We start from the raw sequence: 21,318 nt of genomic DNA on the forward strand, positions 1-21,318 counted from the left end.
CGGGGCGGATTCCGGCCTCAGGGCCACTGCTGGCGCTGCCAGTAGCTGTATTTCCACTGCGTCTCGAAGCCTGCGCGGCGATAGAGCGCGAGCGCCGGGTGGTTGACTGCGTCGACCTGCAGGAACACCCGCTCGAAGCCGCGTTCCACCGCAGCCTGCGCCAGCCCGGCCAGCACGCGTCCGGCCAGCCCCCGGCCGCGCTGCGCCTGGTCGGTGCGCATGCCGTGAACGCTGGCCCAGCCGTGGCCGAAGGCCATGGCGCCGGCCGCCACGGTGCGGCCGCCTTCTCGCACGCTGGCATAGAGCGTGCCCTTGGCGCGCGACAACATCCGCACGCGATGGGCGCCATCGACCGGATCGAAACCCTCGCCGAGGAACAGCGCCGACCAGGCCGCATCGGGTGTCCGATCGACATCGGCCAGGGCACCGTCCGGCGCGACCACCTCCCGCATGCGCCGCACAGAAGTCACCTGCACGCAGGTAGGGCTGTCGGCGACGTAGTGCCGCCGCTCGAGCTCGGCGCGCAGCCCGTCGAAGCAGGGTGCATCGGCCAGCCGCAGCGCGGGCTTCGCCTGGCGGCTGTCGTAGCGGTCCTCGATGCGGTCTAGCGTGGCGTGGTCGACCGGGCCCCGGTGCAGCGGCACGGCCGACTTGGCGCGCTTGACGGTGCCGCCGGCGAAGGGCAGCAGCCAGCCGTCGAGCTCCTCGGTCAGGTCGGGCGACACCGCGGCGATGGTGGCGCGTTCGATGGATTCGATATCGGTAACGGTCAGGGCGGCTGTGTTCATCATTGCGTGGCGGCCTCCGGTGCCATGAATTTCGCCGCGGCAACGCTCTTGAGCAGCGCCTCGCGCTGGTTGCGGCTGATTCCGCGGATGCCCTCGGCGATCCACTTGATGCGGTCGGCGTCGATCTGGCCGTCGCGCCGCCATTGCTCGAGCACGGCCTGCGGCTTGTGCAGCATGGCCGCGAGCCAGACGGCCTGCGCCGGCTCGAGCGTGCGCGCGCTGCGCTTGAAGTAGCGCCGCGCCGCGGCCTCGGCGCCGCAGAGGTTGCCGCCCCAGGGGGCATTGTCGAGGTACAGCTGGAGGATGCGGGCCTTGCCAAGCGTCTGTTCCATCTCGACCGCGTAGAGCAGCTCGCGCAGCTTGCGCTCCGCCGTGCGGTCGCTGCCCGTCACCAGCAGCTTGGCCAGCTGCTGCGTGAGCGTGCTGCCGCCGCGCCGCGTCTGGCCGGGCTTCTGGTTGTTGTCGATGGAAGCGAGGATTTCCGTCAGGTCGTAGCCGCCGTGGGTGAAGAAGCGCTGGTCTTCCGCGGCGATGACAGCGCGCGCCAGCCAGCTGTCGTTGGCCAGCTTCGCCGACGGGCCGCAGCTGGTGCGCGCGCCCAGCATGGCCTCGGTGCCCAGCCCCTCGACGGCGAACTGGCTGATGACAGGCTGCACCGCGAACGTGGCTTCGGGCAGCACCAGTTGCCCGCGCAGCGCAAGCGTGCCGCCGATGCGCGCGCGCTGAAGCTCGGGCAGCGCGGGCACCAGCACCGCGTACCAGCGCTCGATGGGCGCGTCCTGCACGCTGGCGTTGAGATGGATGTTCTTCGGCATGAGCTTGCCGTCCCACTGCCCCTGCAGCCGGGAGGTGTCGGTGCTCCGCGGCGTGGCCTCGAAGGTGCCGTTGAGCGTGTTGCCGTCGCGCTTCACGGTGGCGACCAGGCGCTCCACGCGGATCGGCTGGGTGCCGAGCGCCGGCACCTCCGCGCTGCAGGGCGCGCACTGCATTTCCAGCAGCTCGCCGGCCGGCTTCCAGGCGAAGCGCACGGTGCCGAAGCGGGTGTCGAGCGAGCGCCCGTCGAGATAGGGCGCGAACCATGCGGAGGTGGCGACGCGCACCGCGGTCGGCACGCCGATCTCGAAATTCAGGGGCCCCGCCTTGACCGTGGTGCTCCACTCGCCGGAGGCCGGCGCGAGCGCCAGCTTGACTATCAGAAAGATAGCCACGCAGGCCGTAATGACCAGGGCCAGCAGGCCATAGAGCACGAATCGCAGGGTCTTCTTCACAGGCAGGTTTCTCAGATCGGTCTCGCTACGGTGACAGCTTGCCACGGCCCATGCGACTGGCCGCTGGCGGCTGCCCAGTACCAGCTTGAAGTGTCTGTGAAAGCCGTGCCCTGGGCGTCGACGATGCGCTCGCAGACGCGGATTTTTTGCGCTCCGTGCCGTTGAGCAACAAAACAGCGCCACATGCGCTCCTGCGCGTCGCGTTCCAGGCGCGCCTGCTCGATGCGATAGCCCAGCGCGCGGTAGCAGTCCGTGGCCGGATGCAGCATGCGCGTGGGCTGGTTCACCTCGCGCATCACCAGGGTCTGGGTGCCGTCGGTCATCCGGCCGATGGCGCCGGGGAAGCGGTCGGCGAAGCGCTGCTCGACGTCGCTCAGGGCCAGCGGGCGCAGCGCGACGCCGTCCCATTGGCTCGGCCATTCGTGCGAGGCCACGGCGGCCGGCATCGTTTCGGCCGGCGCGCGCAGGGCCGCGCTGGCCGACCACAGCATGCACAGCAGCATCGCCAGCGCGAAGGCTGTCTTGTGGCCGATGCGATTGATGAAATGGTTCGCAAACCAGCGCTCAAAGAACGGTGTCGACATGGCGGCCTCCCTGGGTCGTGATCAGGCCCGGAATGGGCAGTTCGGCGGGCTCGGGCGCAGGACGGTCCGGCACCATCAGCCGGGCGATGGCGCCGCACACCACGGCCAGCAGCAGGAGACCCAGCGCGTTGTGAGCCCAGGGCGCGAGCGGATGGCCCGCGCCTTCGAAGGCGATCAGCACGCTGTTGCGCACGATGTTCCCGGCCAGCACGAAGAGGCCGACCATCGGCAGCCGCGCCATGAAGGCCCGGCCGCTGCGCGAGGCCCACAGCGCGACCGCGCAGGCCGTGAAGTAGCCCAGCCACACCATCTGCACGCCGGAGCAGGGCGCATCGACGATCACCAGGCGGCCGTCGACCACCAGGCTCGCGCCTTCGCGCGCCACCTCGAAGCCGGGCGACAGCAGCCAGCGGCTGATCTCGGCCGTCACCACACGCAGCGGATAGCCGGCATAGAACTGCAGCGACGAAAGCAGCGGCAGCGCGAGCACCGCCAGGCCGGCCACCGGCAGCGCCGCCACCTTGCGCGGCAGGAAGGCCAGCAGCCCGCAGGCCAGCGCCAGTACGGCGATCAGCCCCGCCGCCAGCGGCGGCAGCGCGGGCACCAAGCCGAGTCCCGTGCGCAGCAGGGTCGCGAGCACCGTGCCCGCGCCGGCCAGCGCGAGCCAGCCCAGGCGCGGCGATGCGCGCAGCTCGCGCCGGCGGCTCCAGGCCAGTGCGGCGAGCGCGACCAGCGCCAGCAGGCCCAGCGGATCGTCGGAACCGTCGCGCATGCGCTGGGCCATCCAGACCCAGGTCGGCATCAGCGCGACGAACTGCAGTCCGATCCAGCCGGCGGCCGGCGTACGGTCGATGTGGATGCCCCAGTCCACGATGCGCGGATGGCGGTGGGCAAGCATTGCCAATGACATTCTTTTTTCTTTCTTCCGGATGGATCAGGCTGTGAAGCGGCGCGCGTCGTTGCGGCGCGCGCGGCGGCGCAGCATGGCGAGCATCGAGAGCACGACGGCGATGGCACCCAGCGACTCGGGCTCGGGCGTGCTCGGCACCTCGGCGCCGAGCGCCAGCTCGCTCACGCCTTGCGGCAGGGGCAGCGGCTGGTTCACGCCCACGCTGTCCTGCGGCGCCACGTTGCGCACCACCTTGTCGACGGCGATGAAGCTCGTGTATTGCGTGAGCAGGCTGTACTTCAGGCCGAGCTCGGTGATGCGTTCCTTGAAGGCGGAGCCGCCTTCCAGCGTCTCCTGGTCGCTCAGGCTCTGGATGCGGTGGCGTGCCCACAGCGTGCGCAGCGCGGCCGTGTCCTGGCGGGTGTTGCCGTCGATGCGCACTTCCTGGTGGTAGGGGCCGCTCGCGCTCTGGCCTTCGATGATCACGCGGCCCCTGGCTTCGCCACGCCACTTGCCGAACACGATCACCGGCCGCTCGCCCAGCACGTCGGGCAGGGCTTGCGGCTCCACGTCGTACACATCGAGGCCGCCGAAGGTGGCCTTCACGTTGGTGAGCACCGGCGACTCGACCATGCGGCGGAACCGCGCAGCCTGTTCGGGCGCCTGGATCGGGTCGGTGATGATGAAGGGCTCGCCCATGCCGGCGCGCGCGATGCCTTCCATCAGGCTGCGGTTGACCGACGAGCCGATGCCGAAGGCGAACACGTTGGCCTTCGAAAGGTTGTTGCGCACCAGCTCGAAGGCCTCGCGCTCGACCGTCACGTAGCCGTCGGTCACGACCACCACTGTGCGCGACACGTTCTCTTCCTTGGGCTCGGCGTAAACGCGCTTGAGCGCCGGAATGAGCTCGGTGCTTCCGCTGCCGCTGTAGTTCTTGATGGTGGCCAGCGCCTGCTCGATGTTGGCGCGCGTGGCCGGCACCGACTTCGGCGAAAGCATCTTGTTGCTGCCCGAGAACAGCAGCACGTTGAAGGTGTCGCTCGGGCGCAGGCCGCCGATCAGGCGTTCGAGCACCGTCTTCGCGGTGTCGAGCGGAAAGCCGTGCATCGAGCCCGAGATGTCGACCACGAAGATGTAGTCGCGCGGCGAGATCGCGCTGGCGGCCACGGCCTTGGGCGGCTCGACCATCGCGAGGAAGAAGTTCTCGGCGTTGTTGCCCTGGCCCTTGTAGAGCATCAGGCCCGATTCGATCTTCTCGCCCGCGAGGCGGTAGTCGAGCACGAAGTCGCGGTTGTCGGCCGGGCGGCCGTCAGAGGCGAGCACGATGTCGGCGTGCTGGTCCTCGTCGCTCTTCTTCACGTCGATGGCGTGCGTGGCCGAGCGAATTTCCTTGATGCCCATCGGCGTGTCGATGGTGGCCTTGAGTTTGAAAGCGGTGCCAGCGGCCATGCCTGCGGGCAGCGTGGGCTGGGCAACCCACTTGGCCTGCGCGTTCTCCGATTGCGGCGAGTTGTAGCGCGGGCCCACCACCGTCGGAAACACGAACTGGTAGTTGCCCGACTGCGGCACCAGCAGCTCGGTGTAGCGCAGCTCCACCTTCACGTCGTCGCCCGGCAGGATGTTGGCGACGTTCATCTGGAACACGTTGGGCAGGTGCTGCTCGAGCAGCGCTGCGGTCTTGCCTTCCTTCTTGGCGGTGTCGTACTCGATCTGCGCCTGCTGCTTCTCGCGGATCTGCGCGGTGATGAGCCGGTCGGCCAGGCGCACGTTGAGACCGCTCACCGCGGCCTTGGTCGAACCGGGGAAAACGTACTTCGCTTCGATGGCGCGCTGGCCTTCGTTGCGGTAGGTCTGCGTGACCGTCACGTCGGCGATCACGCCTGAGATCTTCACCGAGACCTCGGTGCCCTTGAGCGGCAGGCGGTCGACCGAAGGGTCGTCGCTCTTCACGAAGAAATAGGGGCTTTCGGTCTTCAGGCGCGGCCCGGCGGGCGCTTCCTGCGCGTGCGCCGGGCGCACGCCCATGGCGATGAAGCCCGCGGTCGCCAGGCTCACGGTGGCGAGCCAGAGCCAGCGGCCGGGACGTGTGGTGGTTTGGGCATCCATGGCGGGGTCCTTGTCCGTGCGAACTTGCACGGCCGCAACTTTCATCACCGCGCGAGAAGACAGTTGGAAGGCCCCTTGAAGTCGCTTGCAGCCCGCGCCCGCTGTGTGAAGTCTGTGTGAAGCGAGGCGCCGCTGGCGCTTCACACGGCCTTCCGGTCGGGCAGCGAGCATCGCGGCCATCGCTACAGACGAGGAGAGAAAAAGATGTTTCAGCTGTTGAAGGCGCTCCAGAGCTCCATGCTGGCGAAAGTCGCCGGCCTGTTCTTCCTGCTGCTGCTCCTGTGCATTCCGCTGGGAGAGATCGATTCGATCAACCGCGCCCGCGGCGAAAGCCAGCGCGAAGCCGCCGCCGAGCTCGCCGCCACCTATGCGGGCCGCCAGACGATGGTCGGCCCGCTGCTGCTGGTGCCGTACGTGGAGAAGTGGATGGAGCCGCTGCGCAACGCGCAGGGCAAGGTGATCGGCCAGGAACCGCGCAGCAAGGAGATGGCCCACGTGGTGTTCCCCGACAAGCTGCACATCGAAGGCTCGATGGCGCCGCAGGAACGCTACCGCGGCATCTTCAGGATTCCCTTCTACACACTCGACGCCACGCTCAGCGGCGGCTTCGCGGCCTTCGACCCCAAGGCCGTGTCGCACAGCGAGACCGATTCGAAGATCGAGTTCAAGGCGCCCCTCATCGCCTTCAACGTGAGCGACCTGCGCGGCCTCGACGGCTCGCCGACCATGACGATGGGCGGCGAGGACCTTCGCTTCAGGCAGCGCGTGCCGGGCCTGGCCGACGATGCCTGGTTCGCCGACGGCATCCACGCGCCGGTCACCGGCGCCGCTCTCGCGGCCTGGCAAGCCGGCAAGCCGATTCCCTTCGAGATGAAGCTGGGCCTGGTCGGGCAGGACACGCTGGCCATTGCGCCCATCGCCGAGGAGACGACCGCGCATCTGCGTTCGCCCTGGGCACATCCCAGCTTCGGCGGCCGCTTTCTCGCGGCCGAGCGCAGCGTGACGCCCCAGGGCTTCGACGCGCACTGGCGCGTTTCCTCGCTCGTGACCTCGGCGCGCGAACAGGTGCGTGCGGGTCTCTCTGGCCAGGGCGGCTCGGCGGACGTGGCGGGCAGCGCCCACCCGGCAGCTGCAGCCGCTCCGGCACGCCGCAACATGGGCCCGCTGCAGACCTTCGACGTGTCGCTCGCGCAGCCGATCAACGTCTATTCGATGAGCACGCGCGCAGGCAAGTACGGCGTACTCTTCATCGGGCTCGTGCTGATGGCCGCCTTCATGTTCGAGCTGTTCCGCAAGCTGCGCCTGCATCCGATCCAGTACGGCCTGGTCGGCCTGTCGATCGCGCTGTTCTTCCTGCTGCTGCTGGCGCTGTCGGAGAAGTTCGCGTTCTGGATGGCCTACGCGGGCGCCGCCTCGGCGAGCGTCGCGTTGCTGGCCGTGTACTTCAGCGCGGTGCTCGGTGGCTGGCGGCGCGGCCTGTCGTTCGGCGCCTTCGTTGCGCTGCTGTATGGCGCGCTCTACGGCCTGCTGGCTTCGGAAAGCAACGCACTGCTGCTGGGCGCGCTGCTGATCTTCGGCATGCTGTCCGTGCTGATGCTCGTGACGCGCAAGGTCGACTGGTATGCGCTCTCGCGGCGCACGGAGCCGGCGCCGGTCGCGGCACAGGAAGCACAGGCGGCATGAGGCTGCTGCGGGTCATCGCGGGTGCCGCGGGCTGGCTGGCTCTGGCCACGCTGTGGTTCTGGGCCTGGCACCTGAAGGATCCGCACCTGCGCTTCATGCGCGCATGGGAACTGCCCCTGCTGCTGGCGATGCTGGTGGCAACCATAGCGATTGCGTGGCGGCTCGCGCGCGGCAGGCTGCGCCCGGTAGCGCTCGGGCTGGCATTCGCGGCCCTGCTGACCGCCTTGTGCAACGAGGCCGCCTCGCACCGACACCGTGCCGAGGTGAATGCGTCGGAGGGCCCGCTCGCACAGGCGCTGGGCGCGCACTTCATCGTCGGCTACGACGATGCGAAAAATCTTCGGGAGCTGGCCAGCAAGGGGCTGATCGGCGGCATCTTCGTAACCGGTCGCAATGTCCAGGGACGTACGGCCGAAGAGCTGCGCGACGAGATCGCAGGCCTGCAGGCGGTGCGCCGCGCGGCCGGCCTGCCACCGCTGGTCGTCGCGACCGACCAGGAAGGCGGCACCGTCTCGCGCCTGTCGCCGCTCGTGGAGCGCCAGCCCTCGCTGGCCTCGCTGCTCGATGCCGACCTGCCCGACGACGAACTCGCGCAACGCGCCCATGCCTACGGAGCCCGGCAGGGCAGGGCTCTCGCCGACCTGGGCATCACTCTCAATTTCAGCCCGGTGGTCGACCTGCGCACCGGCCGCGCGCCGGGCCGCTGGGACCTGCACACCCGCATCGACGAACGGGCCATCTCGGCCGACCCGGCCGTCACCGCGCAGGTGGCGCTCGCTTACGAACTGGGCCTCGAATCCGCTGGGGTACGCGGCACGCTCAAGCACTTTCCCGGCCTTGCCGGCGTGACCGAGGACACCCACCATTTCGCCGCCGAACTGCGCACGCCGGTCGCCCGGCTCGCGTCGCACGACTGGAAGCCGTTTCAAGACGTGTCGAAACATTCGGATGCGGCAATCATGCTGGGCCATGTCATCCTTGCGGAACTCGACGCCGGATATCCGGTCTCTTTCTCGCGCAAAATCGTGCAGCGGGTGATTCGAGGCGAATGGGGCTACCAGGGCCTGCTCGTCACCGACGATCTCACGATGGGCGCGGCCTACAACCGCGGTCTTTGCGACGCCACCGTCCACGCCCTGAACGCCGGCGTGGACCTCCTGCTGATCGCCTTCGACCACGACAAGTATTTCGATGCCATGCATTGCGCGCAGCGGGCTGCGCGGCAGGGCACGCTCGACTTCCGGATGCTGGAACGCGGCAACGCGCGGCGGCTCCAATCCTTTCGCTAGCCAAACAGGCATTTCCCATGTTCAAACGCTCAAATTCCAAGGCTTCCGGCGACGACGGCGCGGCGCCTCGCGATTCCCGCCTCAACTGGAAGCGCATCGCCGGCTGGGCGGCCATCGGTGTCGGCTCCGGCGCGCTGGTGGTGCTGGTCGCGGCCATCGTCGCGGTGGTCACCATCTACCCGAAGCTGCCCGACGTCTCGAAGCTTTCCGACTACCGTCCCAAGCTGCCGCTGCGCGTGTATTCCACCGAAGGCCAGCTGATCGGCGAGTTCGGTGAAGAGCGCCGCAACCTCACGCCCTTCGCCAACATTCCCAAGGTGATGAAGGACGCGGTGCTGGCAGTGGAAGACGCGCGCTTCTACGACCACGGCGGCGTCGACTACAAGGGATTCCTTCGCGCCGCCGTCGCCAGCCTGAAGGGCGGCCGCAAGCAGGGCGCCTCGACCATCACCATGCAGGTGGCACGCAACGTGTACCTGACCTCCGAGCGGACCATGAGCCGCAAGACCTACGAGATCCTGCTGGCGATGCGGCTCGAGCAGCAGCTCACGAAGGACCAGATCCTCGAGATCTACCTGAACCAGATCTACCTGGGCAACCGGGCCTACGGTTTCGCCGCCGCCTCCGAGACCTACTTCGGCAAACCGCTGCAGAACATCACCATCGCCGAGGCCGCGATGCTCGCCGGCCTGCCGAAGGCGCCCGGCGCCAACAACCCGGTGGCCAACCCGCGCCGCGCGCGTGCGCGCCAGCTGTACGTGATCGACCGCATGCAGGAGACCGGCTTCATCACCGCCGAACAGGCGGCGGCCGCGAAGAAGGAAGAGCTGCACCTGCGCGACGCGGCCGATCCGAACCGGCTGCATGCCGAATACGTGGCCGAGACGGTGCGCCAGATGATGTACGCGCAGTACGGCGACAGCATCTACACCAGCGGCATGAAGGTCTACACCTCGATCGTCGCGGCCGACCAGGCAGCCGCCTACAGGTCGCTGCGCAGAGGCATCATGGACTACGAGCGCCGCCAGCCCTATCGCGGGCCCGAGCGCTTCGTCGACTTGCCGACGGAACAGAAGGAAATCGACGAGGCAGTGGACGATGCCCTGGCCGAGCATCCCGACAACGGCGACGTGATCGCGGCCGTGGTGCTCGATGTGAGCGCCAAGGAAATCAGCGCCGTGCGCGCGAATGGCGAGACCATCCAGATCACGGGCGACGGCCTGAAGCCCGCGCAGTCGGGCCTTGCCGCTAAGGCGCCGCAGAACATCAAGATCCGCCGCGGCGCGGTGATCCGCGTGGCGAAGACGCCGAAGAACACCTGGGAGATCACGCAGCTGCCCGAGGTGGAAGGCGCCTTCATCGGCATGGATCCGCGCAGCGGCGCCATCAAGGCGCTGGTGGGCGGCTTCGACTACGGCAAGAACAAGTTCAACCACGTGACGCAGGCCTGGCGCCAGCCGGGCTCGAGCTTCAAGCCCTTCATCTACTCGGCCGCGCTCGAGAAGGGCTTCACGCCCGCCACCGTGGTGAACGACGCGCCGCTGTACTTCGATGCCAGCGCCAACGGCGGCCAGCCGTGGGAGCCGAAGAACTTCGAGGGCACCTACGAGGGCCCGATGCCGCTGCGCACCGCGCTGATGAAATCGAAGAACCTGGTCACGCTGCGCGTGCTGCAGTCGATCGGCGCGCCCTACGCGCAGGACTGGGTCACGAAGTTCGGCTTCGACAAGGACAAGCACCCCGCCAACCTGCCGATGGGCCTGGGCGCCGGCTCGGTCACGCCGATGCAGATGGCCGTGGGCTATTCGGTGTTCGCCAACGGCGGCTACCGCGTCAATCCGTACCTGGTCACGCGCGTCACCGACCTGCGGGACAAGGTCATCATGGAAACCGAACCGCCGGTGCTCGACGAAAGCCGGCGCGCCATTCCGCAGCGCAATGCCTTCATCATGGATTCGCTGCTGCAGAGCGTGGTGCGCAACGGCACCGGCTTCAAGGCCTACCAGACACTCAAGCGCGACGACCTCTACGGCAAGACCGGCACCACCAACGATTCCTTCGACACCTGGTTCGCCGGCTTCCAGCCGACCATGGTGGGCATCGCATGGGTCGGCTACGACACGCCGCGCCAACTCGGCGTGCGCGGCGAGACCGGCGGCAGCCTGAGCCTGCCGATCTGGACCGGCTACATGCAGACCGCGCTGCAGGGCGTGCCCGTGACCCGCCCCGCCCAGCCGGAAGGCGTGGTGAACCTCGACGGCGAGTGGTACTTCGACGACTTCACGCCGGGCCACAACGTGGCGAGCCTTGGCGTGGAAAACGCCGAGGCAGTTCCGCTGCCGGTGGAGCAGCTCACCGGCGCGCCCGTCGGTGCACCGCCTCCGCCGGAAGAGCGCAACCGGATCCTCGATTTCTTCCGGTAGCCAGGCGCTCTTCACGAAGTTGAAAAGAGACGGCGGGTCGCGGTGCCTACACTCGGTGCTGCTTCCCGCCTTCTCTTTTTCTCCTTCTTCTCGCATTCATGGAAATCCTCACCCTGGTGGCGCTCTTCGCCGCCGGCTTCTACATACTCAAGTCCAGGGAACAGCGCATTCGTATCGCGCTGCTGGCCAGCCACCTCGGCCGCTATCAGATCGAGAAGCTGATGGAGAGCCTCACCTCCGGCTACATGCGCTGCCTCGGCGAAGACGACGCCGAGCGCCGCCGCCAGATCTGGCAACTGCTCGACACTACCGAGGAAAAGCTCTCGGGCCAGGTCGACGGCTTCGCGGCCGAGTTCTCGCGCATGCCCGAGGCCATCACGCGCGTCAGCAAGCTGCCCGTGGCCATTCCGCTCTTCACCCAGCTCTTTCCGGCCGCGAGCTTCGACATGCGACAGGCATTGCTCATCCACGCGCGCGGCATCGCCGGCGTGATGCGCAACGAAGCGGGCCGCACGCCCAAGTCCAAGGCCTACACCATGTCGGCCGAGCTGTTCCTGATGCAGCACACCTGCCACTGGTATTGCCGTTCGAAGACGGTGGCCTCGGCACGCATGATCGGCCAGCACCAGACGCAGTACCTGCAGGCCCTCGGGGCGGTGAGTCCGGAAACGCGCGAAGCCTATCGCGCGCTGATCGGGCGCTGAGTTTCCCGCGATGCTGCCCTCGGGTCTCGATCACCATCGGGTTCACGCGGGGCAGGCGGACTTCGTCTGCGAAGGCGAAGTCCTGTACGCACCGGTCAAGTCGCTCTGGTTCTCCGGAATGGCCACCGCCGCGCTGGTTGGTGGCGTTTTCTCTTTCCGGTGGGATGCATTCACGCTTTTCGTTGCGAGCACCGCATTCGTGCTGCTGTTCGGCCACTCGCTGGGCAGCCACCGCCAGCTGATTCACCACAGCTTTCAATGTCCACGATGGTTGCGCTACGCATTGATCTATTGCGGCGTGCTCGTCGGCTTGGCCGGGCCGCTGGGCATTCTTCGCCAGCGTGAGTTGCGTGACTACGCACAACGCCTGCCGGTCTGCCACGACTACCTGCGGCATGGCCGCGGTTTCTGGATCGATGCATGGTGGCAGCTTCACTGCGAGCTTCATCTCTCGCATCCGCCTCACATCCGGATCGAACCATTCGTCGCGAACGACCGCTTCCTGATTTGGCTCGAAAGAACCTGGATGCTGCAGCAGCTGCCCATCGCAGTGCTCTTCTATCTCCTGGGCGGATGGGCTTTCGTTTTCTGGGGCGTGTGCGCACGTGTCACCGCAGGCGTGCTGGGCCATTGGTTGATCGGCTGGTTTGCGCACAACCAGGGCGCGATGAGCTACGAAGTGCGTGGCGCCGCAGCGCAAGGGCGAAACATACCGTGGACCTCGCTGCTGACCATGGGTGAGAGCTGGCACAACAACCATCATGCTTTTCCGGGCTCGGCCCGGCTTGGCCTCGCGCCCGGGGAATGGGACCCGGGATGGTGGATGCTCAGGCTGCTCGAGCGCTGCGGCTTGGTGTGGGATCTGCGTCTTCCCGAATCGCTCCCACCGCGCCCCGAACTCGTCGAGATCCGCTCAGTGATGTGACGACAGCGGCAGAGTGAGCGTGGCCACCGCCCCGCCGCGCGACGCATTGCCCAGGTCGATGCGGCCATGGTGCAGGGCCGCGATCTCCTTCACGAATGCCAGCCCGAGTCCCGTGCTCTTCTTCTGGCTGTGCGGCCTGGCGAGCGAATAGAACTTCTCGAAGACTTTTTCCTGTGCGTACTCCGGAATGCCGGGCCCGTGGTCGCGCACGCTCACGCGGGCGAGCTTCGACGTCGTTTCCAGCGTGAGCAGCACCTCGCTGTCGCGCGGCGAGAAATCGATGGCGTTGTCGAGCAGGTTGCTGATCGCCCTGCGCAGCAGGAAAGGATCGCCCTCGGTTCGCGCTTCGTTGCGGATGTTCACGAGCAGCCTGATGCTGCGCTTGGCGGCGGCGGGCTGCGCGCTGGCGGCGATGTCGTCGATGAGCGCGGCCAGCGACACCGGTTCCGTGCGGTCGAGCGCGCGCCGGGTCTCGAGCGCGGTGAGCTCCATCATGCGGTCGACGATTTCCTGGATGCGCTGCGTCTCGCGCTCGATGTTCTTCAGGAAACGCTCGCGCTCGGCATGTGGCATCGAAGGTTCCTGCAGCAGCTCGGCCGCGCCGCGGATGGCGGATAGCGGACTCTTCACTTCGTGCGTGAAGGTCTGGACGTAGTCGGCCACGTAGTTGCGGCCAGTGAGCGCGTCGCGCATTTCGCTGAAGCCTGTGCGCACGCCGTCCACCGCGCGCCGTGCCATGCGTGAAAGGCTCAGGCTGCGCTGGGCGCGCACCCAGGTCCAGTAGTCGCGGATCAGGCCGAAGGGCCGCACCAGCCAGACCGAGACGATCAGCGTGAGCAGCAGCAGCGCCAGCGCCGAGCCCACGCCGACCCAGATGGTGCGCACGCGCGCGTCCTCCACGAACTGGCCGAAGCTCTGCACCGGCTTGCCGACGCTGACCATGCCGACGATCTCGTTGTTCCAGCGGATCGGAGCACCCACGTACATCACCGAGGTGCGCGGATCGCCGTCGACGTCGCGCGAGGTGCGCGCGCCGTACAGGCCGGCGAGCGTGCGGCTCACGTCGCTCCATTTGGAATAGTCGGCGCCGAGGTGCCTGCCGAGCGAATCGAACATCACGCGGCCGTTGCGGTCGGTGACGTACACGCGCAGCTCGACGCGGCTCTTGTGCAGGTTGTAGATCTGCGCCGAGAACTCGCGCGCGTAGACCGTGCGGAACAGCGGTTCCAGCCGCGCGGTGTTGATGGCGCCGGCGATCACGTCCTGCTCGACCAGGCTGGCCACCAGTTGCGAGGTCTCGACCAGCGATTCCTCCGCCGATTCACGGTAGCGCGGATCGATGTCCGAGACGACGCGGTACAGCAGGAAGGCGATACCCGCCGTGTAGATCAGCAGGATGCCGATGAAGATGCGCGTGCGCCGGGTCAAGGCCTGGCTCTCCCCCAGGCTTCGCGCACTTCGTGTCGCTGCGCCAACCCCCTCGCCGGGGGCAACACCTGCGGCCCGGCAAAGCCGGTTCCGCGGTATTCCGCGACAAGGCAGGCCAGGGGCGGCGTCATGCCTTTGACGGCAGTTCTTCGTTCAGTGCGTAGCCGGTGCCGCGCAGCGTGCGGATCGGCTCGACTTCCGGCGCGATCGCCTTGAGCTTGGCGCGCAGGGTCTTGATGTGCGCGTCGACCGTGCGGTCGAAGCTGTCGCTGGAGTCGTCCCAGACGAGTTCGAGCAGCTCGTCGCGCGTGAAGACGCGGCCGGGTCGCTGCACCAGCAGCTTCAGCAAGCCGTATTCGTAGCGAGAGAGTTCCAGCAGACGTCCGTAATAGCGGATCTGCATGCGCTCGCTGTCCAGCGCGAAGGGCATTGGAGGCACCTGAGAGGTCGCAGGAGGTGCGTGGCCCGAAATCTGATGGGGGACCCCTTGGTTTCCTCCCGCGCCCGTTGACGGGGCTCCTGAGCCGTTTCTGGCGCTGCGCCGCAGGATGGTTCGTACGCGTGCAACGAGCTCGCGTGGCGAGAAAGGCTTGGCGATGTAGTCGTCCGCGCCCAGCTCGAGGCCGACCACGCGGTCTATCTCGTCGCTGCGGGCCGTGAGGAACACCATGGGTACCTCCGGTCCGCCCATGGACTGATTGAGCGCCTGCAGGCGTTTGAAGAGCTCGAAACCGTTGAGATCGGGCAGCCCGATGTCCAGGATGGCCAGCGCAGGCGGTTCCTGCGCGAACTGGGCGATGGCTTCCTCGGCCGTGGCGCACCAGACCGGGATGAACCCGTCGCTCTTCAGGACGTATTGCAGCGTGTCGGCGATGCCCGACTCGTCTTCGGCGATCAGGATCCGGGGTTTGAAGCTCATCCGCGAATGTTAGCGAGGGGGAGGAGGAAACCGGGAGGACCGGTTTCGCCCGCGGCGTTCGGGACCGGCGCGGCCGTTCGCTGCGTTTTTTTCGGGGCGCGGCTTCTCTTGTTCCCTATCTCTTGTTTTTATTATTCAAATTAGTAGTAGTAGATAAGGGTCGCGTCCCTCTGTGGACATGCCGCTTTTTTCGTTATGCGACAAGCACTTGTCATGCCGCTGTCACTGTGCGCAGCTGCGCTTCCGGTTTGTACCCGCGACATGGACAACATTGGGTAACCCTTCGGGCCTGTGGATAAACCATGCCTTGTTCAAAAAATGTCCCCAGACTTGTCCTTTGACGGCCCTTCGAAAATCTGCGAAAGCGGTTTTTGCCCGGAGAAATTCATTGCCGAAAAAATGGGCAGACTAAGGATTCTTCTTTTAAATCAACGGCTTGCGAGACCCCTACACAGAAGTGCCGACGTTATCCACAGAGTTGCCCAAGGTTTGTGGGGAGAACGGGCGAAGGAACCTTCTGGCGCGGGCCGCGACCCCACCGGGTCGTTGAAATTGCGGAAATAGCGAACATGACACCTTCTGAAACAAAGTCGATAGTTACCCTGAGCCTGCTGGCTGCCTTCGTCGACGGCGAGAAGCACGAGCGGGAGCGCGCGGAGATCAAGCGCATCGCGGAAGGCCTGTCGCAGTCCGACGGCCTGAACCTGCCGACGCTCTACCAGGACGTGCTGATGAAGCGCGTGTCGCTGGCCTCGGTGGCAGGGGAGCTGAAGAGTCCCGAGGCGAGGCAGCTGGCCTACGAGATGGCGGTGTGCGTCTGCGACGCGGACGGCACGCAGTCGGAGGCGGAGCGCATGTTCCTGACGGACGTGCGCACCTCGCTGGGGCTGGATGCCTCGGCGGCGGCGTTTTCGCAGCAGGCGGAAGACATCGCGGCCGCGGTGCCGGCGGCAGCGGCCGCAACCGCTGGAGCAGCGGCAGCCGTCGCCGTGGCGCCGTCGGCGCCGAACACTCCCGATACGGCCGAGCTGGACAAGTCGATCCTCAACGCCTCCATCCTCAACGGCGCGCTCGAGCTGCTGCCCGAGACGCTATCGACCATGGCCATCATTCCGCTGCAGATGAAGCTGGTCTACCGCATCGGCAAGTCGTACGGCTACGAGCTCGACAGCGGCCACATCAAGGATTTCCTGGCCACGGTCGGCGTGGGCCTCACCTCGCAGTACCTGGAACAGGCCGGTCGCAAGCTGCTCGGAGGCCTGCTCGGAAAGGTCGGCGGCGGCCTGCTGCGCGGGCTGGGCAACCAGGCCGTGAGCTCGGGGATGAGCTTCGCGTCGACCTACGCACTGGGCCACGTCGCCAAGCGCTACTACGCCGGCGGCCGCACGCTCTCGACGCAGATGCTGAAGGACACTTTCTCCGGCGTGGTGAAGGAAGGCCAGAACCTGCAGACGCAATATCTGCCCGCCATCCAGGAAAAGGCCCGCACGCTGGATGCGGGCAAGGTGCTCTCGCTCGTCCGCGGCGCTTGAAAGAGTAGTTCCAGGAACACCGCGGAACCGGCTTTGCCGGGCCGCAGGTATTGCCCCCGGCGAGGGGGTTGGCGAAGCGACACGAAGTGCGCGAAGCCTGGGGGAGTACCTAATTCGCGAGGTCGTCCAGGATCGGGCAATCCGGGCGGGCGTCGCCGTGGCAGCAGTGGACCAGATGCGCCAGCGTGTTGCGCATGGACTGCATGTCCGCGATGCGCTGCTCCAGTTCGCCAAGATGCTTCTCGGCGATGCGCTTCACGCTCGAACTCGTGCGCCGCCGGTTGTTCCACAGTCCGACCAGCTCGGCGATCTCTTCCATCGAGAAACCCAGGTCGCGCGAGCGCTTGATGAAGCGCAGCGTGTGGATGTCGGCTTCGCCGTACTGGCGGTAGCCGCTCTCGGTGCGCGCCACCGCCGGCAGCAGGCCCAGCCCTTCGTAGTGGCGGACCATGCGGGCCGAAACGCCGGAGCGCTGCGCCGCTTCACCGATGGTGACGTTGCCCACCGTCATTGAACCGCGTACCCCGCGTTCTCGATGGCGGCCACGATGTCCTTGCGCGGCTGCTCGCTCAGCACGTCGACATGACCCGTCTCCAGATCGACCGTGACCTGCGCTTCGGGATCCACCGTCTGCACCGCGTTCTGTACTGCGTTGACGCAGTGGCCGCAACTCATGCCCGTGACCTGGAATTTCTGGCTCATCGTGTAGCTCCTTGAAAATGAGGGATATCGAGAGGCCACAGTTTGAACCCTCTCACGATGTCAATGTCCAGGGCAGGGGCTCTGAAGATGTCCGCTTGACCTTGACATGGTGTGAGGCTTTAGCCTTCGTACATGGAAAAACTTCAGTCGAATCCCTCCCTTTCCACCTTCGACCTCTCGGTGGGCGGCATGACCTGCGCCTCGTGCGTCATGCGTGTCGAGCGTGCCCTGAAGAACGTTCCGGGCGTGCAGGACGTGAGCGTGAACCTCGCGACCGAATCGGCCCGCGTGGTGACGGGCGGCAGCGAAGACATGGATGCCCGCCTGCGTCGCGCAGTGCGCGCTGCCGGCTACGAGCCTCGTACGCCGGACAGTGCGGCCGATGAAGCAGCGCTCTCGCCATGGGCCGGCTTCGGCCCGGTCGCGATCGGCCTCGCGCTGTCGATTCCGTTGATGGCGCCGATGCTGGGCGATCTCTTCGGGCTCGACTGGATGCTGCCGCCGTGGGTGCAGCTGCTGCTCGCGACGCCGGTGCAGTTCTGGCTTGGCGCGCGCTTCTATCGCGCCGGCTGGCATGCGGTGAAGGCGCGTACCGGCAACATGGACCTGCTGGTGGCGCTGGGCACCAGCGCAGCCTTCGGTCTCTCGCTCTGGCTCTGGTGGCGTGCGTCCACCGGCGAGCATGCGGGCCACGGCATGGTGCCGCATCTGTACTTCGAGGCCTCGGCGGTGGTGATCACGCTGGTGCTGCTCGGCAAGTGGCTGGAGGCGCGCGCCAAGCGCCAGGCCACTTCCGCGATCCGTGCCCTGCAGCAGCTGCGGCCTGAAGTGGCGCACCTGATCGGCGCCCGAGGCAAGGAAAGCGACGTGCCATTGGCCGAGGTGATGGTGGGCGACCGTCTCGCGGTGCGGCCCGGCGAGCGCGTGCCGGCCGACGCACGGGTGATCGAAGGGCAATCCGAGGTCGACGAATCCATGCTCACCGGCGAGCCGCTGCCTGTGGCCAAGGGACCGGGCGATGCGCTCACCGGCGGCGCAGTCAATGGCGACGGCCGCATGGTCATCGAGGTGAGCGCGATCGGCGCCGAGAGCGTGCTCGCGCGCATCATCCGCCTGGTGGAAGACGCGCAGGCTGCGAAGGCGCCGATCCAGCGCCTGGTGGACAAGGTCGCGGCCGTGTTCGTGCCGGTGGTGCTGCTGATCGCGCTGGCCACCTTCGCGGGCTGGATGGTGGCGGGGGCCGGCATCGAGACGGCGCTGATCCATGCCGTGGCGGTGTTGGTCATCGCATGTCCCTGTGCATTGGGCCTCGCTACACCGGTGGCCGTGATGGCGGGTACCGGCGTGGCGGCGCGGCATGGCGTGCTGATCAAGGACGCGCGTTCGCTGGAGATCGCGCACCGCGTCGACACCGTGGCTTTCGACAAGACAGGCACGCTGACCATCGGGCGTCCGGTGCTGACCGCGCTGGTGCCCGTGGCGGGTGCCGCTGCTTCGCAAGACCAGTTGCTGGCCACTGCCGCGAGCCTGCAGGGCGGCAGCGAGCATCCGCTGGCAAAGGCGGTGCTGTCGGCGGCGGCGCAGCGCAATCTGCAGGTCCCCGCGCTCGGAGTCATGCAAGCCTTTCCGGGTCGTGGCGTGCGCGGAGAAGTCGAGGGCGTCCAATGGGCCATCGCCAGCCTGCGCTGGTGCCGCGAGCTCGACGCGATGCCCGACGATGCGGAAGTCGATTGCCTGCAATCGCAAGGCACAACAGTCTCCGCGCTGCTGCGCTTCGACGATGCCGGTGCCGCGCATGTGCAGGCCTTGCTCGCCTTCGCCGACGAACCCAAGCCGCAGGCCGCGGAAGCGATCCGCACGCTGCGTGCCCGGGGCCTTCGCGTGGTGATGATCTCGGGCGACAACCTTCGCGCTGCCCAGGCGATGGCGGCTCGGCTCGGCATCGCGGCGGAGGATGTGCGCGCCGATGTGCTGCCGGCCGACAAGGCTGCGCAGGTCGCCGCGTTGAGGAAGAACGGCCACGTCGTAGCGATGGTCGGCGACGGTGCCAACGATGCGCCCGCACTGGCTGCGGCCGACGTGGGCATTGCGATGGCGCCTTCGGGCGGTGGTACCGACGTGGCGATGGAAGCCGCGGGCATCACGCTGATGCGTGGAGATCTCGCGCTGGTCGCGCAGGCCTTCGAGCTTTCGGCACGCACGGTGGCGAAGATCCGGCAGAACCTGTTCTGGGCCTTCGCCTACAACGTGGCCGGCATTCCGCTCGCGGCCTTCGGCCTGCTGAGCCCTGTGGTGGCCGGTGCGGCGATGGCGCTGTCGAGCGTGAGCGTGATGGCGAATGCGCTGCTGCTGCGGCGCTGGAAGCCTTGAGCCTCTCGTGCTGGTCGCTCAGTCGAAGAGCAGCGCCATGACGTGGTCGTCGATGGCCTGCGCATCGCCGGCACGCTTGTAGAACTTGCGCAGCGTGCCTTCGCGTTCGAACCCGAGCTTTTCGTAGAAGCGCAGCGCCGGCGCGTTGTCGCTCTCGACGATGAGCTCGATGCGCTCGACGCCCTCCGACCTGAGCCGCTCGATCGCGTCCGTCACCATGGCCAGCGCGATGCCCTGGCCATGCAGCGCGGGGTTCACCGCGAGCGTGCCGAGGCTGGCCACGTGGCGCACGCGGCCGGGATAGCGCGAGGCGCGATAGAAGCCTGCGATGTCTCCGTCGCGCTCGTAGACGAAGAAGTCGCGCCCGTCGAGCAGCTGCCGGTAGATCGGCCGGAAGTCTTCGAGCGGCATCGGGTCGTAGCCCAGGTAGGGCACGACCTTCTCGTGCATGTAGAGGGCGAAGACGGTGTCGATGTCTTCGGGTGTGGCCAGCCTGCGCATGATGGATGCCCCGCAACGATGAAGGCGCAGAGCATAGCGGGCCAGGCTCAGGTGATCGGGTGTTCAGGTGAAGAGCAGTACCGCCGAGATCGCCAGCAATGCTGCCTGCGCGCACCAGGCCCATCGCAGCCGAAGCCGCGAATCGAGCACGGCGCCGATGGACCAGAAGCCGCCGACCGCGAGCACGAGAAGCATCAGCCCGATCTGGAACGCGAGATCGTCGGCGCGCCAGAGAAAGGCCAGCGTCACGCCGACCCAGCATGCGAAGTGAAGTGCGGCCGAAGCGACCTGTGGGCGCGTGAGCGCGGGGTCATGGATGTGCATGGCTTCTTCCAGCGAGAACGCGGGCTCGGGGAAACGCGCCGCCACGTCGGCCGGCCGCCAGCCCGGCGGCTTGAACCACACGGCGATCTTGTCCTGCCAGCGCTTCGTGTGCCAGGCGTCGCGCAGCAGCGGCGCGTAGGGGCCGAGGATCGCGCGCATCGGGTCGAAGCTCGCGAGTGCCTTGCGCGTGCCGTAGACGCAGCGTTCGGTCTCTTCCGCGAAGGTGCCGAACATCCGGTCCCACACCACGAGCATGCCGCCGTAGTTGCGGTCGACGTAGCCATCGTTCACGGCGTGATGCACGCGATGGTTCGACGGCGAAGAGAACACGCGGTCGAACCAGCCGAGCTTGCCGATGTGCTCCGTGTGGATCCAGAACTGGTAGACCAGCACGATCAGCCCCGCGAGGCCGAACTGCTCGGGCGGCACGCCCACCATCGCCATCGGCAGGTAGAAGGCCCAGCCCAGGAAGGCCACCGTGCTCTCCTGCCGCAGCGCGGTGGAGAAGTTGAAGTGCTGGCTCTGGTGGTGCACCGAGTGCGCGGCCCATAACACCGCTGACTCGTGCCCTGCGCGATGCAACCAGTAGTCGAAGAAGTCGAAGAGCAGCACGGCCGCGATCCAGCCCATGGCGCTGTCCCAGAAGGTGGGCCGGGTCCAGATCGCGACCAGCGGATAGACCATCGCGTAGAGGCCGATCTGGAAGAGCTGCGTGCAGACCGCGAGCGCCTGGCTCAGCAGGCCCTGGCTCAGGCTGCCGAGCGTGTCGTTGAAGCGGTAGGTGTTGCGCCGCTTCAACCAGCCCCAGGCGAACTCGCACGCCATGAGCAGCGCGAACACCGGCACGACGAAAACGACCAGCCGATGCACCGCGCGTTTTTTC

The 21,318-nt window shown here is 67.2% G+C and carries 18 protein-coding genes; 7 read left to right on the forward strand and 11 right to left on the reverse strand.

Features of this window, described 5'->3' with window-relative positions; genetic code table 11:
• Nucleotides 1–17 precede the first annotated feature (17 nt).
• The 5 genes from ABL840_RS00090 to ABL840_RS00110 are packed head-to-tail and all read right to left on the reverse strand — an operon-like array spanning nucleotide 18 to nucleotide 5,635.
• On the reverse strand, nucleotides 18–788 hold the full coding sequence (locus ABL840_RS00090; RefSeq protein WP_093300578.1) for a GNAT family N-acetyltransferase: 771 nt from the start codon (nucleotides 786–788) through the stop codon (nucleotides 18–20).
• Entirely contained in the window at nucleotides 788–2,056 is a 1,269-nt protein-coding gene (locus ABL840_RS00095) for a biosynthetic peptidoglycan transglycosylase (RefSeq protein WP_093300347.1), read from the reverse strand. Before ABL840_RS00095 ends, ABL840_RS00090 begins: the two co-directional genes overlap by 1 nt.
• Before the next feature lie 11 nt (nucleotides 2,057–2,067).
• Nucleotides 2,068–2,640 (reverse strand): hypothetical protein, encoded by a 573-nt coding sequence (locus ABL840_RS00100; RefSeq protein ID WP_093300348.1) that lies wholly within the window; start codon nucleotides 2,638–2,640, stop codon nucleotides 2,068–2,070.
• Nucleotides 2,621–3,550 (reverse strand): exosortase Q, encoded by a 930-nt coding sequence (xrtQ, locus tag ABL840_RS00105; RefSeq protein ID WP_093300350.1) that lies wholly within the window; start codon nucleotides 3,548–3,550, stop codon nucleotides 2,621–2,623. The genes ABL840_RS00100 and xrtQ overlap by 20 nt, the downstream gene beginning before the upstream one ends.
• A 24-nt stretch (nucleotides 3,551–3,574) precedes the next feature.
• The gene (locus ABL840_RS00110; protein ID WP_093300580.1) at nucleotides 3,575–5,635 is read right to left on the reverse strand and encodes a VIT and vWA domain-containing protein; all 2,061 of its coding nucleotides are present in this window, start codon (nucleotides 5,633–5,635) and stop codon (nucleotides 3,575–3,577) included.
• Nucleotides 5,636–5,839: 204 nt separating this feature from the next.
• On the opposite strand from ABL840_RS00110, the gene creD reads away from it, so the two are divergent.
• From creD to ABL840_RS00135, 5 genes are all read left to right on the forward strand, one after another.
• Nucleotides 5,840–7,318, forward strand: coding sequence for a cell envelope integrity protein CreD (gene creD, locus ABL840_RS00115; protein ID WP_093300352.1), 1,479 nt, complete (start codon nucleotides 5,840–5,842; stop codon nucleotides 7,316–7,318).
• Nucleotides 7,315–8,607 carry a glycoside hydrolase family 3 N-terminal domain-containing protein gene (locus ABL840_RS00120; RefSeq protein ID WP_093300354.1) on the forward strand — a complete coding sequence of 431 codons (1,293 nt, stop codon included), beginning with the start codon at nucleotides 7,315–7,317 and terminating at the stop codon, nucleotides 8,605–8,607. Before creD ends, ABL840_RS00120 begins: the two co-directional genes overlap by 4 nt.
• Before the next feature lie 17 nt (nucleotides 8,608–8,624).
• Complete coding sequence (locus ABL840_RS00125) at nucleotides 8,625–11,030, forward strand: penicillin-binding protein 1A (protein ID WP_093300356.1); 2,406 nt, start codon at nucleotides 8,625–8,627, stop codon at nucleotides 11,028–11,030.
• A gap of 98 nt (nucleotides 11,031–11,128) precedes the next feature.
• On the forward strand, nucleotides 11,129–11,734 hold the full coding sequence (locus ABL840_RS00130) for a hypothetical protein (protein WP_093300357.1): 606 nt from the start codon (nucleotides 11,129–11,131) through the stop codon (nucleotides 11,732–11,734).
• A gap of 10 nt (nucleotides 11,735–11,744) precedes the next feature.
• Complete coding sequence (locus ABL840_RS00135) at nucleotides 11,745–12,659, forward strand: acyl-CoA desaturase (protein ID WP_093300359.1); 915 nt, start codon at nucleotides 11,745–11,747, stop codon at nucleotides 12,657–12,659.
• Here ABL840_RS00135 and creC read toward each other — a convergent pair.
• A complete protein-coding gene (creC, locus tag ABL840_RS00140) occupies nucleotides 12,648–14,087 on the reverse strand; it encodes a two-component system sensor histidine kinase CreC (RefSeq protein WP_093195792.1) in 1,440 nt (479 codons plus the stop codon). The genes ABL840_RS00135 and creC overlap by 12 nt on opposite strands.
• Nucleotides 14,088–14,214: 127 nt before the next feature.
• Nucleotides 14,215–15,006 (reverse strand): two-component system response regulator CreB, encoded by a 792-nt coding sequence (gene creB, locus ABL840_RS00145; protein WP_093300361.1) that lies wholly within the window; start codon nucleotides 15,004–15,006, stop codon nucleotides 14,215–14,217.
• 569 nt (nucleotides 15,007–15,575) lie between these two features.
• On the opposite strand from creB, the gene ABL840_RS00150 reads away from it, so the two are divergent.
• A complete protein-coding gene (locus ABL840_RS00150) occupies nucleotides 15,576–16,538 on the forward strand; it encodes a YcjF family protein (protein WP_093300362.1) in 963 nt (320 codons plus the stop codon).
• A 109-nt stretch (nucleotides 16,539–16,647) separates the two neighbouring features.
• Here ABL840_RS00150 and cueR read toward each other — a convergent pair whose 3' ends face one another.
• Both cueR and ABL840_RS00160 read right to left on the reverse strand, forming a co-directional pair.
• On the reverse strand, nucleotides 16,648–17,049 hold the full coding sequence (gene cueR / locus ABL840_RS00155) for a Cu(I)-responsive transcriptional regulator (protein ID WP_093300364.1): 402 nt from the start codon (nucleotides 17,047–17,049) through the stop codon (nucleotides 16,648–16,650).
• A complete protein-coding gene (locus ABL840_RS00160) occupies nucleotides 17,046–17,240 on the reverse strand; it encodes a heavy-metal-associated domain-containing protein (protein WP_019653627.1) in 195 nt (64 codons plus the stop codon). The genes cueR and ABL840_RS00160 overlap by 4 nt, the downstream gene beginning before the upstream one ends.
• A 132-nt stretch (nucleotides 17,241–17,372) precedes the next feature.
• Here ABL840_RS00160 and ABL840_RS00165 point away from each other — a divergent pair, with 132 nt between their 5' ends.
• Nucleotides 17,373–19,610 carry a heavy metal translocating P-type ATPase gene (locus tag ABL840_RS00165; protein ID WP_093300366.1) on the forward strand — a complete coding sequence of 746 codons (2,238 nt, stop codon included), beginning with the start codon at nucleotides 17,373–17,375 and terminating at the stop codon, nucleotides 19,608–19,610.
• Between the two features lie 18 nt (nucleotides 19,611–19,628).
• Here the strand turns inward: ABL840_RS00165 and ABL840_RS00170 are convergent, their stop codons facing one another.
• On the reverse strand, nucleotides 19,629–20,111 hold the full coding sequence (locus tag ABL840_RS00170; RefSeq protein WP_418116161.1) for an N-acetyltransferase family protein: 483 nt from the start codon (nucleotides 20,109–20,111) through the stop codon (nucleotides 19,629–19,631).
• Nucleotides 20,112–20,174: 63 nt separating this feature from the next.
• Nucleotides 20,175–21,305 (reverse strand): sterol desaturase family protein, encoded by a 1,131-nt coding sequence (locus ABL840_RS00175; protein WP_093300370.1) that lies wholly within the window; start codon nucleotides 21,303–21,305, stop codon nucleotides 20,175–20,177.
• Nucleotides 21,306–21,318 lie beyond the last annotated feature (13 nt).

Source organism: Variovorax sp. NFACC27, from assembly GCF_048301545.1.
GTDB classification, from domain to species: Bacteria; Pseudomonadota; Gammaproteobacteria; order Burkholderiales; family Burkholderiaceae_C; genus Variovorax; species Variovorax gossypii.

Bases quoted from the DNA above. Each gene is read 5' to 3' on its own strand.
- ABL840_RS00100 (WP_093300348.1), bottom strand. From the start codon at position 2,640: ATGTCGACACCGTTCTTTGAGCGCTGGTTTGCGAACCATTTCATCAAT.
- creD (WP_093300352.1), top strand. From the start codon at position 5,840: ATGTTTCAGCTGTTGAAGGCGCTCCAGAGCTCCATGCTGGCGAAAGTC.
- ABL840_RS00165 (WP_093300366.1), top strand. From the start codon at position 17,373: ATGGAAAAACTTCAGTCGAATCCCTCCCTTTCCACCTTCGACCTCTCG.
- ABL840_RS00130 (WP_093300357.1), top strand. From the start codon at position 11,129: ATGGAAATCCTCACCCTGGTGGCGCTCTTCGCCGCCGGCTTCTACATA.
- ABL840_RS00160 (WP_019653627.1), bottom strand. From the start codon at position 17,240: ATGAGCCAGAAATTCCAGGTCACGGGCATGAGTTGCGGCCACTGCGTC.
- ABL840_RS00090 (WP_093300578.1), bottom strand. From the start codon at position 788: ATGAACACAGCCGCCCTGACCGTTACCGATATCGAATCCATCGAACGC.
- ABL840_RS00120 (WP_093300354.1), top strand. From the start codon at position 7,315: ATGAGGCTGCTGCGGGTCATCGCGGGTGCCGCGGGCTGGCTGGCTCTG.
- creB (WP_093300361.1), bottom strand. From the start codon at position 15,006: ATGAGCTTCAAACCCCGGATCCTGATCGCCGAAGACGAGTCGGGCATC.
- ABL840_RS00110 (WP_093300580.1), bottom strand. From the start codon at position 5,635: ATGGATGCCCAAACCACCACACGTCCCGGCCGCTGGCTCTGGCTCGCC.
- ABL840_RS00135 (WP_093300359.1), top strand. From the start codon at position 11,745: ATGCTGCCCTCGGGTCTCGATCACCATCGGGTTCACGCGGGGCAGGCG.
- ABL840_RS00150 (WP_093300362.1), top strand. From the start codon at position 15,576: ATGACACCTTCTGAAACAAAGTCGATAGTTACCCTGAGCCTGCTGGCT.
- ABL840_RS00170 (WP_418116161.1), bottom strand. From the start codon at position 20,111: ATGCGCAGGCTGGCCACACCCGAAGACATCGACACCGTCTTCGCCCTC.
- xrtQ (WP_093300350.1), bottom strand. From the start codon at position 3,550: ATGTCATTGGCAATGCTTGCCCACCGCCATCCGCGCATCGTGGACTGG.
- ABL840_RS00125 (WP_093300356.1), top strand. From the start codon at position 8,625: ATGTTCAAACGCTCAAATTCCAAGGCTTCCGGCGACGACGGCGCGGCG.
- cueR (WP_093300364.1), bottom strand. From the start codon at position 17,049: ATGACGGTGGGCAACGTCACCATCGGTGAAGCGGCGCAGCGCTCCGGC.